Source organism: Vibrio breoganii, assembly GCF_001677275.1.
Classification (GTDB): Bacteria; Pseudomonadota; Gammaproteobacteria; order Enterobacterales; family Vibrionaceae; genus Vibrio; species Vibrio breoganii.
Genome location: NZ_CP016177.1, coordinates 1,087,005 through 1,099,883, shown reverse-complemented (window position 1 = coordinate 1,099,883; position 12,879 = coordinate 1,087,005). Strand labels below are relative to the sequence as shown.

The following is a 12,879-nucleotide window of genomic DNA, read 5'->3' as shown; positions in this document are numbered from 1 at the left end:
TCCTACCTCGCTTGGATACTAAATTTGCGTTCAACAAGCTTTAACAAGCCCGTGGATACCGCAGTAAACAATAAGAAAATCAACGATACCGCCATGTAGAAGGTAAACGGTGCCTTGGTCGTACCCGCCGCCATAGCACTCACGCGAACCATATCTTCCAAGCCAATTATGGAAACGAGCGCGGTGGTTTTTAGCAATACCAACCAGTTGTTACCAAAGCCAGGCAGTGCATGTCGAATCATCTGCGGTAAAAGAATGCGTCTAAAGGCAAGTACTGGGCTCATACCGTAGGCTTTACCCGCCTCTAGTTCGCCAGCGTCGACCGCCATTATCGCTCCGCGGAAGGTTTCCGCCATATAGGCTCCAAAGATAAAGCCTATTGTAAGGATGCCCGCCACATAAGGGCTAACATCAATATAATCTGGAACATAAGCTACCCACTCATGATTGGGATCGCTTGATGTGAAGTACTCATTAAGCCATTCGTTGATGCCATACAAGCTATTATTAAGCAGGATCTGGCCACCGAAGAAAATCAGCATCATCAGCACTAAGTCTGGGATACCACGAATAATGGTGGTGTAAAGGGTCGCAATACCACGGGCCACACGATAAGGAGATAGCTTAGCTAAAGCACCCACCATGCCGAGTATTACTGCCAAAAGCAGTGATAGCACAGCTACCTGTAACGTCAGCCAAGCTCCACTGAGAATCGAGGCTTCATATCCCTGTAAATCTAACATAATTATCTTCCAACACTATTACGGCTATGTTGGCGTCCTAGTTGATGACAGTTGCCTGTTTACAACAGTACAAACCGCTGAAGCGTTCATCAAACAACATCTGATGAGGCTGTGAAAAATAGCCCGGGAATAGCGATCTATTACCGGGCTATAGCTGTTACCTAAGAGGCTTACTCGCCGTATACGTCATAGTTGAAGTATTTAGCAGCAATCTCGTCGTATACACCCTTCTCACGTAGAGCAAGGATTGCAGCGTCTAGTTTTGCAGTTAGCTCTTTATCTTGCTTGCGAGTCGCGATGCCCATGCCTTCGCCGAACCACTGAGGATCCGTTAGAGAAGGACCAACGAATTCGTATTGGTCGCCTTCAGCAGAGTTAAGAACACCTTCTTCTAGTGCTGATGCATCACCCAGTACTGCCGCGATACGGCCGTTTGCAAGGTCAAGATACGCTTCATCAAAAGAACCGTAACGAACGATCTCGACTTGACCGTCGTAGTTATCAGATAGGTACTTGTCGTGAGTAGTTGCACGTTGAACACCGATCTTAACGCCGTCTAGACCCGCTTTAGTGAACTCAAGGTCAGCGCCTTTCTTAGCAATAAACTTGTTAGGAATTTGCGCGTATTTACCGGTAAAGTCGATACGCTTCTTACGCTCTTCAGTAATAGACATTGCAGCGATAATCGCATCGTACTTACGTGCTAGTAGAGAAGGAATGATACCGTCCCAATCTTGAGCAACCAGTACACACTTAACCTGCATCTCCTCACACAGCGCGTTAGCCATATCTACGTCAAAGCCGCTTAGTGAGCCATCGGCTTCAGTTTTACTAAATGGAGGGTAAGCACCCTCAATGCCAAAGCGAACTTGTTTCCATTCTTTCGCTTGTGCAACGCCAGAAAGTGCTGTTGCTGCTAGTGTCGCAGCCAATAACCACTTTTTCATATCCATACTCCTGTGATTTAAGTGTTTTTTTGTTGTGTTTAAGTGAGCGCTTTATGAGCACTTCGTTTAGTAAATTGATGAAATAAACTGTTGTAGGCGTTCTGATTCAGGGCTAGTGAATAGCTTGGCAGGGTCGCCCTGCTCTTCAACTAAACCTTGATGCAAGAACATAACGTGGTTAGACACATCACGAGCAAATGCCATTTCGTGTGTCACAACCAACATAGTGCGGCCTTCTTCGGCAAGGTCACGCATAACGCCAAGCACTTCGCCTACTAACTCTGGATCCAGAGCAGAGGTAGGTTCGTCAAATAGCATTACTTCAGGGTCTACCGCCAACGCACGCGCTATTGCTGCACGCTGTTGCTGACCACCAGAAAGGTGACCTGGGTAGTAATCTTTGCGCTCGTACAGTCCCACTTTTTGCAGGATCTGTTTCGCATTTTCGATAGCTTGTGCTTTTGGTACACCAAGAACATGTACAGGCGCTTCGATCACGTTCTCTAATACAGTCATATGTGACCAAAGGTTAAAGCCTTGGAATACCATAGCGAGTCGAGAACGAATTCGTTGTACTTGTTTAGCGTTTGATGGGAAAGGTTCACCGAGACGATTATTTTTCATCTCAATCAGTTCGCCGTTTACCCAGATTTCACCAGCTGTAGGTGTCTCTAAAAGGTTAATACAGCGAAGAAAAGTACTTTTACCTGAGCCTGAGCTACCAATGATAGAGATGACGTCGCCTTTATGTGCATCAAGTGAGATGCCTTTCAGTACTTCGTTCTGTCCAAAGGTTTTATGCAGATTATTAATTCTTAGCGCGGGTACATCCGTCATGCGCTTGTTTCTCCCTGTAATCCTAGTGTCAGGCTATGTTGATGAAAGAAAGGTACCATTTGCGCAAACGATTAGCAATGGTTCAACAACAGCGAATTTATAGGATATTTAGTCATATTTACCGCCTATATATACATACAACGTTATAATTGGCGAATAAACGCGCTAACAACAGCACGTTATAGGGCTATAAATGTAAATGAAACTGATAAAAAGACCACACATTTTTACACATTAGCAACAACTTTGTGGCTTTGAGCATATTTTGCGCAAGAGTGCTGATAATGTAACCAAAGGTAAATAGGACTTTGTGAATGTAAGTGTAATTACCACACTTTTAGCGTGGTTATGTTCCCAGATCCCTTTATGTACTTTTATTTCAGTAATTTTCTTTAACTGATCAAGATCAATTGTTCTAAGTTGCGACCTTGTTACACTCCGGCCAACAAATTCAAATTTGACGAGTATTTTTCAAATTTTCGCCTAAGATTATTTCGAAAACGACGTGCTACATTTCAATAAGTATGAGAAATTATGCCGTCGCAAATGATTCACGCGAACGTGTCAAATTAACCCAGATTTATTTCTACCTATAAGTTAACGAGGATTTTATGTCCGACGCTGTCAACAACAAGCAGTCTGAAGCTGAAGAAAAAAGCTATTCAGAACTGCATAAACCAGCCTCTGAATTCGCAAGCCGTTCTGATTACCTAGATCACGAACTACAAATCATGAAGCCTCGCCGCTTCCGTTTGAACCTTCCTGGTCGTGATTTCCGCTTTGAACTAGAAGATTTAGTTCCAGCTCTAGCAGGTACTATCGGCATTATCGCAATGTACTCTGCAGTAATGATGTCTTGGGCTGATGGCCTAACTCAAGCATGGGATCACGTTAACCTAGGCAAAGAGTTCGCTATCGAAGTCGCTCGTGTAGAGATGCTTATCCCAGCGCTGCTATTCTGTATCCTTGCTTCTGGCTTCTTTAACCCTAGAGCGAACTTGGCCGGTAACCACGGTCCAATGATTCCTCTTATCGGTTCTATTGCACTTGCAGGTGCTCACCCTCTAGCGCTGGCTATTCTTCTTGGTATCTTCGGTTTATTGCTTAGCTTCTTTAAGGGTGGTTCGAAACTCGTTAACCTCACCTCAGAGGGTACCGCTGGCGGTCTATTGATCTTCCTCGGCTTTACCGGAACCATGAGTCAGATTGGTGATATCCAATCTTGGGCTGTAGGTCTTCAGTCTGCTGACGTTGCCGCAGGTAGCCTTGGCTACATTGGTTTAGTGGTACTGGGTATTAACATCGCTATCTATGCTTACCTAGCTAAGATTGGTATGCGTTGGTTGGCTATCCCTGTTTGTGCTATTGCAGGCCTAATTATCGCGCTTGGTTTAGGCGCAGGTTTTGACCTTACGTTTGAAACGCAAATGGGTATTCCTAACCTGAACCCTGTTTATTGGTGGGGCAGCACAGAACAAGGTTGGCAACTGGGTCTTCCAAATGTTTCTCACTTTGTAGCATCTCTGCCGTTTGCAATTCTTGCAGTAGCAATGTGGTCACCTGACTTCCTAGGTCACCGTATCTTCCAAGAATTGAACTACCCTAAAAAGACTGAAAAAGTATTGATGGACGTAGATGACACTATGACCATGTGTTCGGTTCGTCAGATTGTCGGTACTGCAGTAGGTGGTGGTAACATCACGTCATCTTGGGGCACGTACATGATCCCAGCTGCAATTGCTAAGCGTCCTATTCCAGGCGGCGCAATCTTGTTAGGCGCAATGTGTATTGTCGTTGCTATCCTTGGTTTCCCAATGGATGTTGCTGTATGGCCTCCAGTGATGCGTATTGCACTGCTTGTAGGTGTATTCCTACCGCTTCTAGAAGCGGGTATGCAGATGGTTAGAGAAACTAAAGACTCACAAGCAGCAGGTATCTGTATCTTTGCGGCTGTAGTGACTAACCCAGTTCTTGCATGGGCTCTGACTATGTTCTTGGACAACAACGGTCTCATCGGTGACAAAGAGCGTTCTTCACGTCTATCGTTCGCAGATAAAATCATTATCCCTGTGGGTGTATTCGTAGTATGTCTAGTAGCAATGCTAGCTGTAGGTATGCTTGAATCACAGTACGGTTTGAAAGCGTTCCTGTAATGCATATTCAAGGGTAGTGCTAACGCACTACCCTTTGTTGCAAATTAGAGTTTGATTACTGGGCAAAAGTCGTCTAAAAATCTGTAATACTTTTGAGTAATGTCAACTAAGTGAAACTGAGTTCAAAGATTGCAAAAAAATGCTTTTATTAATTTAGTTTAAAACTTATAATTATTTTTGAAGATTGACTTGTTTGTTGATTGGTTCGTACCAATATGAATAAGTATTAGGTTGATACTAAACTTATCCATATTGTTATTAATCTTAAGTGTGCTGTGTCGCTTGCGACACTTAGCTGCTCAATTTTGAGTAGTGGGACGGCACGTGTTTTTGCTACTAATAAGGTAGGTACATCATGGCAGAGCAATTTGCTAAAGCTTGGGAAGGTTTTGCGGCAGGTGACTGGCAAAACGACGTAAACGTTCGTGACTTCATTCAAAAGAACTACACGCCATATGAAGGCGATGAGTCTTTCCTAGTAACTGAAGGTACTGAAGCGACTGACGCGCTTTGGGCTAAAGTTATGGAAGGCATCAAGCAAGAGAACAGCACCCACGCTCCTGTAGATTTCGATACTTCTGTTATCTCTACCATCACGTCTCACGACGCTGGTTACATCAACAAAGATCTTGAAACTATCGTTGGTCTTCAAACTGAAGCACCACTTAAGCGCGCTCTTATCCCTAACGGTGGTATCCGTATGGTTGCGGGTTCGTGCAAGGCATACGATCGTGAACTGGATCCAGAAGTTAACAAAATCTACTCTGAATACCGCAAAACACACAATGCTGGTGTTTTCGATGTTTACACTCCTGACATCCTAAAATGTCGTAAGTCTGGTGTTCTAACTGGTCTTCCAGATGCATACGGCCGTGGTCGTATCATCGGTGATTACCGTCGCGTTGCTCTTTACGGAATCGACTTCCTAATGAAGAACAAAGCTGCACAGTTCCACTCTACTCAAGAGAAACTGGAAGGCGGTGAAGACCTACAATTGACTATGCAACTGCGTGAAGAACTGCAAGAGCAGTACCGTGCACTTGGTCAAATGAAAGAAATGGCAGCTAAGTACGGCTGTGATATCTCTGAGCCAGCTCAAACTGCTCAAGAAGCTATCCAGTGGACTTACTTCGGTTACCTAGCAGCGGTTAAATCTCAAAACGGCGCGGCTATGTCTCTTGGTCGTACTTCATCTTTCCTTGATATCTTCATCGAGCGTGACATTGCTGCTGGCAAAATCACTGAAGTAGAAGCTCAAGAAATGATTGACCACTTCGTAATGAAGCTACGTATGGTTCGTTTCCTACGTACTCCAGAATACGATGAGTTGTTCTCTGGTGACCCAATCTGGGCAACAGAATCAATGGGTGGTATGGGTCTTGACGGACGTACGCTAGTTACTCGTTCTAACTTCCGTTTCCTAAACAGCCTATACACTATGGGTCCAAGCCCAGAGCCGAACATCACTGTTCTTTGGTCTGAGCAACTACCTGACGGCTTTAAGCGTTTCTGTGCGAAGGTATCTATCGATACTTCTTCTATCCAGTACGAAAACGATGACCTAATGCGTCCTGACCTAGAATCTGACGACTACGCAATCGCTTGTTGTGTATCTCCAATGATTGTTGGTAAGCAAATGCAGTTCTTTGGTGCTCGTGCAAACCTTGCTAAAACACTACTTTACGTTATCAACGGTGGTGTGGATGAGAAACTTAAGATCCAAGTGGGTCCTAAGATGCCTAAGATCACTGACGAAGTGCTAGATTACGCTGACGTTTGGGACAAGATGGATCACTTCATGGATTGGCTAGCTACCCAATACGTGACTGCACTAAACGCAATCCACTACTCACACGACAAGTACAGCTACGAAGCAGCTCTTATGGCTCTTCATGACCGTGACGTTGCTCGTACAATGGCTTGTGGTATTGCTGGTCTATCTGTTGCTGCTGACTCACTAGCTGCTATTAAGTACGCTAAAGTAAGCCCAGTTCGTGACGAAGATGGCATCGCTATCGACTTCAACATCGAAGGCGACTATCCGAAATTCGGTAACAACGACGCTCGCGTAGATGATATCGCTTGTGAAATTGTTTCTGTATTCATGAACAAGATCCGTAAGCTTAAGACTTACCGTAATGCTCGTCCTACTCAGTCTATCCTAACAATCACTTCAAACGTGGTTTACGGCAAGAAGACTGGTAACACGCCAGACGGTCGTCAAGCAGGTGCTCCTTTCGCTCCTGGTGCTAACCCAATGCACGGTCGCGATGAAAAAGGTGCGGTAGCGTCTCTAACTTCAGTAGGTAAACTACCATTTGCTGATGCTCAAGACGGTATCTCTTACACTTTCTCTATCGTACCTAACGCACTAGGTAAAGAAGAAAGCAGCCAACGCGCTAACCTTGCTGGTCTAATGGATGGTTACTTCCACCATGAGTCTGACATTGAAGGTGGTCAACACCTTAACGTTAACGTTCTAAACCGCGAAACTCTAGAAGACGCTGTTAAGAACCCAGAGAAGTACCCTCAGCTAACTATCCGTGTATCGGGTTACGCTGTGCGTTTCAACTCTCTAACTGCAGAACAGCAGAAAGACGTTATCGCTCGTACTTTCACTGAGTCTCTATAAGTTTTAAAACTTTAGACTGAGTCGCAAGATATAACGAAAACCCCGCCTAGGCGGGGTTTTTTATTACCTAAAATTGTAATAAGCTTCATAGCCACGAGACAGGATGTTTAGATCAAACACGGAGTAGTATGTCCCACTTTTCAACCAACGCGCGTTTGTTATTAGCGTGCTCCTTTGCATGTGCGCCCAGTTTCGCTTATGCCGAATCCGAACCCTCCGATAGTTCTTTCTATATCGGTATAGACAACGACAGTATCGTCACCACAGATAAAGATTACTCTAACGGGTTATTCTTAGTTTATTCCAGCGAATTTAGTATTGAGCCCAACAGTTTTTTTGACTCTCTTCCTGGCTCTCACTTTAAATTCGATCCAACGGGTACCGTAAAGCACAAATACAGCATCGAGCTTGGGCAGAAAATGTGGACCCCCGAAGATATCGAGGATCCCAATCCGATCCCAGACGAACGCCCTTATGCTGGCCTCCTTTACGTTTCAACCACGCTCTACTCTATCTCGCCTTCAAGCGTGAGTGCCTATAGCCTAATGTTCGGTACCGTAGGCCCAAACGCCTACGCTGAAGAAACGCAAAAGTTTGTCCATAGCATCATTAAGTCCGAGGATCCTCAGGGCTGGGACAACCAAATTGATAATCAATTGGTGTTAAACCTTGGTTATCACAGAACCGATAAACTGTATCAATCCGAACCGAGTGGCAATACGACCCATGAGATTAGCGTACCCAGTCGATTGTTGGGTGGTAACTATCGCAGTGAGGTAGCAGGCGGTGTAATGTGGCGCTGGGGCACGGGCCTAAATCAGAGCTTTGGTAGTGCGAAGGTGAGCAATGAATCCACTATAGACCCAGGCTTGATCGTACGAAATAAAACCGGTTGGTACATGTTTGCCGGTGTCGAAGGACGAGTGCGCTTCAACGACATCACTATCGATGGCGACCGTCCCGATGACGGCATTACCGCCAGCGAAGTAGAGCATTTACAAGGTACTGCCAGCGTCGGTTTAGCTGGCTTTTATCGAGGCTGGGGAGCCAGTTTGTCCATCTCGAGTAAGAGTCGAGATTATCAAGAAGATGATAAAGGCGTGCACACCAACGGTTCACTTGCCTTGTTCTACTTGTTCTAGATTAAGCCTTGAATGTAATACGTAAAAATCTATGAATATTCACGGCTTTATCTGGCCTCTGGTCTAGGTAATGATCCCTGTTTGTAATACACTTATCACATTCGCAAAATGATCAGAATAGAGAAAATCTATGAAAGGCAGAATTCACTCATTTGAGTCTTGTGGCACTGTTGACGGCCCGGGCATTCGCTTTATCGTGTTCTTGCAAGGCTGTTTGATGCGTTGCATGTATTGCCACAATCGCGATACATGGGACACGCATGACGGCAAAGAAATTACCGTCGATGAGCTGGTCAAAGAGGCAACCTCATATCGTCACTTTATGAATGCGTCTGGCGGCGGTGTCACCTGTTCAGGTGGTGAGGCAATGCTTCAACCTGAGTTTGTTCGTGACTTTTTCCGCAGAGCGCAAGCTGAAGGCATCCATACCTGCCTAGATACCAATGGTTATATCCGCAAGCATACTGATGTAGTCGATGAAGTGTTAGAAGCGACTGATCTTGTTATGCTGGATCTCAAGCACATGAAAGATGAAATCCACCAAGATTTTATCGGTGTATCCAATAAACGTACTCTAGATTTCGCTCGTTACTTACACAAAATTGGCCAAACAACGTGGATTCGTTACGTAATCGTTCCTGGCTACACTGATGATGATGAATCTGCACACATGCTTGGCGAATTTATTAAAGACATGGATAACATCGAGAAGGTAGAGCTACTACCCTACCACAAGCTCGGGGCGCACAAATGGGAAGCGCTCGGTTACGATTACCCTCTAGAGGGTACAGAGCCACCATCGAAAGAAACAATGGACAAGATTGTCGGTATTCTTAGTCAATACAACGACAACGTTAAATACTAACTTTGTACTCAGCCAATTAGTGGCACTAACGTACATTTAGATCTCATTAAGGAAACCTATCTATGGAAATGACCAACGCACAGCGTTTGATCCTTTCGAACCAATACTACCTAATGTCTAAGCTTTCTCCAGAAAACAAAGACAAGTACGAGCGTCTACAAAAAATCGTTGAGCGTGGCTACGGTCTGCAAATGCGTGAGCTAGACAAAGACTTTGGGGCAATCAGCGAGAGCGAATGTCGTGAAGTCATCGACATCATGGAGATGTACCACGCGATGCAAGAGTCGTTCAACATGCTGGCTACTGCAGAGCAAGCGAACGTGGACAAGCGTCGCCTTATGTTCCTAGGCTTTGATATCGCAACTGAAGCAAGCATCGTAAACTACGTGCGCTTCCTAACTGAATCAGAGGGCCTTTACCCTCAGTTCGACAAAGCGGATCACCACTTCAACAGCCAGATGCCGATGCTAGACAAGTACCGCCGCATGCTGACAACGTGGCGCAACTGCCCACGTCAATACCACTTATGTGCTACTGAGATCACTCAGATCTTTAACGCATAATAAATGAGGCCCTAGGTCCTAGGGCCTAGGGCCTCAATAACATCTATCAGCTATCAGCTGTCAGCTGTCAGATTCTAAAAGGCGTAAACCAACCCTATATTTGCGGAAAATGAATCCGTATCTTCCAACAAAGGACTGTCTTCTAAGTCCCCTTCTAGATTGGTATAGCGCAGCCCTGCCGTTCCAACGATATGCTCAGTAAACTTAAACAATCCTCGTAAGCCTAAAAAGAACTGACCATCTCCATCTGGAGAGAACTCGTCCAACCCATTAATTCTGTCTGCCTCTTCTTGAGAAACGCCGTACAGATGATTGTTCAGCTTTGATGAATTCAACGAGTAACCGATAGAGGGCGTAAGCATCCAGCGCTTGGTGCGAATTGGCACACTGTACACCGTTTCTGCGTATAACCCATCATGGACACCGGCAATGTCGCCAGCAATGGTGAGCTGTATCTGACCGATAGAGCGGTTGGCATACTGATAACTGATACCCCCTAGCCCAGTACTCTTTCGCTTATCCACTTGGCGAATGATGGGGTCATCGGAGTCAGAAGGTTGCAGGGTTCTAGGGTCATAGGCTAGACGAAAGATGAGATTGTGCGGGGAACGGCGTTCCCAAACTCGATATCCAGCGGTAAAACCGCGCAGATAAAGGTGCTCTCCTTCATATCCGATAACAGGAATCACAACCTGATTAGAGGGCGTATCCTTATAAACCGCAGGCGAATATGAGGCACCAACACCCAAAGACCACCCTGCTACTGCAGGGCTAGATGACAAAGCGAGAAGCGCTGCCGAAAATCCAATCCATTTCAAAGGCAAATCCTTTTGCGTCAATGTTGTAATTTTGTTGCTTATTTGCAGGTCTTATAATACACGCATTTTGATAGTCGGTTTAGTGCTAAATAATGAAAAAGTTATTATATTTCAAGCAAATCTGTTTTTTCATGTCTAGGATTAAAGTTGGGATAAGCGTAACGATTGGCTTGGGTCTTGTAACATTTTAAAGGGGATTTTTGTTATGAGTATTTTTGAACATTTTCAGCACAGATACGAAGCTGCAAAGGAAGAAGAGCTCTCGATTCAGGAGTTTTTGTCATTGTGTCGCGAAGACAAAATGGCATATGCAAACTCTGCTGAGCGTCTTTTGCATGCTATTGGCGAACCGGAACTGATTGATACTGCTCTGGATCCTCGCTTAAGTCGCATTTTTTCAAACCGCGTCATAGCAAGGTATAAAACCTTTAAAGGCTTTTATGGCATGGAAGATGCCATCGAGCAGATCGTCTCTTATCTTAAGCATGCAGCGCAAGGCTTAGAAGAGAAGAAGCAAATTTTGTACCTACTTGGCCCTGTTGGTGGTGGTAAATCATCGCTGGCCGAGAAGTTAAAAGCGCTCATGCAACAAGCACCTATTTATGTGTTGTCCGCCGATGGGGAACGCAGCCCAGTCAACGACCATCCATTCTGCCTATTCGACCCATCTGAAGACGCCGAAATACTGCGTAGTGAATATGGCATAGATAAACGCTACCTACGTTCCATCATGTCACCTTGGGCAGCAAAACGTCTGCACGAATTTGGTGGTGATATATCGAAATTTAAAGTCATCAAGTTACGCCCTTCAATTTTAGACCAAATTGGTGTGGCGAAAACCGAACCCGGTGATGAAAACAACCAAGACATCTCGTCTCTTGTGGGTAAGGTTGATATTCGCAAACTTGAACACTTCTCTCAAGATGACCCAGATGCCTACAGCTACTCTGGCGCACTATGTAAGGCCAACCAAGGCTTGATGGAATTTGTGGAGATGTTCAAGGCACCTATCAAGGTTCTACATCCACTGCTAACCGCAACTCAGGAAGGCAACTTTAACGGTACGGAAGGACTATCAGCACTGCCATTTGATGGCATGATTTTGGCTCACTCCAATGAATCCGAGTGGACCACATTCCGCAACAACAAGAACAATGAGGCATTCCTTGACCGCGTTTACATCGTAAAGGTCCCGTACTGCTTGCGAGTCTCTGAAGAAGTCAAAATCTACGAGAAACTCCTGAAAAACAGTGAGTTAACTAATGCGCCTTGTGCGCCTAGCACCCTAGATATGCTGGCACAATTTAGCATCCTTTCTCGCCTGAAAGACCCAGAGAACTCTTCTGTGTTTAGTAAAATGCGCGTCTATGATGGTGAGACATTAAAAGACACGGATCCTAAAGCGAAGAGTCACCAAGAGTACAAAGATTTTGCAGGAGTCGATGAGGGGATGGCAGGGCTTTCTACCCGTTTCGCCTTTAAGATCCTGTCTCGAGTGTTTAACTTTGACCAGACTGAGGTTGCCGCAAACCCTGTGCACCTCTTCTATGTCATTGAGCAACAAGTAGAAAGAGAGCAGTTCCCTCAAGAGCAAGCAGAGCGTTATCTTGAGTTCTTGAAAGGCTTCTTAGTACCTCGATATGTTGAGTTTATTGGTAAAGAGATCCAAACGGCTTACCTAGAATCCTACTCTGAATATGGACAGAACATCTTTGATCGCTACGTCACCTACGCTGACTTCTGGATTCAAGACCAAGAGTATCGCGACCCTGAGACAGGGCAGCTATTTGACCGCTCATCGCTTAATGGAGAACTAGAAAAAATTGAGAAAACAGCGGGTATCAGTAACCCGAAAGACTTCCGAAACGAAATCGTGAACTTTGTTCTAAGGGCTCGCGCCAACAATGGTGGCACTAACCCTGTTTGGACAAGTTACGAGAAACTTCGCACTGTTATCGAGAAGAAAATGTTCTCGAATACGGAAGAGCTACTCCCTGTTATCTCGTTTAATGCAAAAACCTCTACTGAGGATCAGAAGAAACACGACGACTTTGTTAATCGCATGATGGAAAAAGGCTACACAGAGAAGCAAGTTCGCTTGCTATCTGAATGGTACTTGCGAGTACGTAAGTCTTCTTAATAGACAGAGTGACGTTAACCCTGTCACTCACTGGACACT

At 45.1% G+C, this 12,879-nt stretch carries 10 protein-coding genes; 6 read left to right on the top strand and 4 right to left on the bottom strand.

The window, feature by feature from the left end:
* Window positions 1-2: 2 nt before the first annotated feature.
* The 3 genes from A6E01_RS05100 to A6E01_RS05090 all read right to left on the bottom strand — a co-directional run bounded on the left by A6E01_RS05100 (window position 3) and on the right by A6E01_RS05090 (window position 2,527).
* Complete coding sequence (locus A6E01_RS05100; protein ID WP_017030876.1) at window positions 3-743, bottom strand: ABC transporter permease; 741 nt, start codon at window positions 741-743, stop codon at window positions 3-5.
* 170 nt (window positions 744-913) lie between these two features.
* Window positions 914-1,690 carry an ABC transporter substrate-binding protein gene (locus tag A6E01_RS05095; protein ID WP_017030366.1) on the bottom strand — a complete coding sequence of 259 codons (777 nt, stop codon included), beginning with the start codon at window positions 1,688-1,690 and terminating at the stop codon, window positions 914-916.
* Window positions 1,691-1,756: 66 nt separating this feature from the next.
* Window positions 1,757-2,527, bottom strand: coding sequence for an ABC transporter ATP-binding protein (locus A6E01_RS05090; RefSeq protein WP_017030367.1), 771 nt, complete (start codon window positions 2,525-2,527; stop codon window positions 1,757-1,759).
* A 611-nt stretch (window positions 2,528-3,138) separates the two neighbouring features.
* On the opposite strand from A6E01_RS05090, the gene A6E01_RS05085 reads away from it, so the two are divergent.
* From A6E01_RS05085 to A6E01_RS05065, 5 genes are all read left to right on the top strand, one after another.
* Window positions 3,139-4,680, top strand: coding sequence for a DUF3360 family protein (locus tag A6E01_RS05085; protein ID WP_017030878.1), 1,542 nt, complete (start codon window positions 3,139-3,141; stop codon window positions 4,678-4,680).
* 355 nt (window positions 4,681-5,035) lie between these two features.
* Window positions 5,036-7,312 carry a formate C-acetyltransferase gene (gene pflB / locus A6E01_RS05080; protein WP_065209722.1) on the top strand — a complete coding sequence of 759 codons (2,277 nt, stop codon included), beginning with the start codon at window positions 5,036-5,038 and terminating at the stop codon, window positions 7,310-7,312.
* Window positions 7,313-7,440: 128 nt separating this feature from the next.
* On the top strand, window positions 7,441-8,454 hold the full coding sequence (locus tag A6E01_RS05075) for a lipid A deacylase LpxR family protein (protein WP_017030370.1): 1,014 nt from the start codon (window positions 7,441-7,443) through the stop codon (window positions 8,452-8,454).
* Window positions 8,455-8,584: 130 nt separating this feature from the next.
* A complete protein-coding gene (pflA, locus tag A6E01_RS05070) occupies window positions 8,585-9,319 on the top strand; it encodes a pyruvate formate lyase 1-activating protein (protein WP_017030881.1) in 735 nt (244 codons plus the stop codon).
* Window positions 9,320-9,381: 62 nt separating this feature from the next.
* Window positions 9,382-9,882, top strand: a complete 501-nt coding sequence (locus tag A6E01_RS05065; RefSeq protein WP_017030372.1) for a YfbU family protein — start codon at window positions 9,382-9,384, stop codon at window positions 9,880-9,882.
* A gap of 74 nt (window positions 9,883-9,956) precedes the next feature.
* Here A6E01_RS05065 and A6E01_RS05060 read toward each other — a convergent pair whose 3' ends face one another.
* Window positions 9,957-10,700, bottom strand: a complete 744-nt coding sequence (locus tag A6E01_RS05060) for a MipA/OmpV family protein (RefSeq protein ID WP_065209721.1) — start codon at window positions 10,698-10,700, stop codon at window positions 9,957-9,959.
* Between the two features lie 205 nt (window positions 10,701-10,905).
* Between A6E01_RS05060 and A6E01_RS05055 the strand changes: the two genes are divergently transcribed.
* On the top strand, window positions 10,906-12,840 hold the full coding sequence (locus tag A6E01_RS05055; protein WP_065209720.1) for a PrkA family serine protein kinase: 1,935 nt from the start codon (window positions 10,906-10,908) through the stop codon (window positions 12,838-12,840).
* Window positions 12,841-12,879: the final 39 nt, after the last annotated feature.

Excerpts from the sequence above, each read along its gene's own strand:
- A6E01_RS05100 (WP_017030876.1), bottom strand. The coding sequence starts at position 743 with ATGTTAGATTTACAGGGATATGAAGCCTCGATTCTCAGTGGAGCTTGG.
- A6E01_RS05095 (WP_017030366.1), bottom strand. The coding sequence starts at position 1,690 with ATGAAAAAGTGGTTATTGGCTGCGACACTAGCAGCAACAGCACTTTCT.
- A6E01_RS05090 (WP_017030367.1), bottom strand. The coding sequence starts at position 2,527 with ATGACGGATGTACCCGCGCTAAGAATTAATAATCTGCATAAAACCTTT.
- A6E01_RS05085 (WP_017030878.1), top strand. The coding sequence starts at position 3,139 with ATGTCCGACGCTGTCAACAACAAGCAGTCTGAAGCTGAAGAAAAAAGC.
- pflB (WP_065209722.1), top strand. The coding sequence starts at position 5,036 with ATGGCAGAGCAATTTGCTAAAGCTTGGGAAGGTTTTGCGGCAGGTGAC.
- A6E01_RS05075 (WP_017030370.1), top strand. The coding sequence starts at position 7,441 with ATGTCCCACTTTTCAACCAACGCGCGTTTGTTATTAGCGTGCTCCTTT.
- pflA (WP_017030881.1), top strand. The coding sequence starts at position 8,585 with ATGAAAGGCAGAATTCACTCATTTGAGTCTTGTGGCACTGTTGACGGC.
- A6E01_RS05065 (WP_017030372.1), top strand. The coding sequence starts at position 9,382 with ATGGAAATGACCAACGCACAGCGTTTGATCCTTTCGAACCAATACTAC.
- A6E01_RS05055 (WP_065209720.1), top strand. The coding sequence starts at position 10,906 with ATGAGTATTTTTGAACATTTTCAGCACAGATACGAAGCTGCAAAGGAA.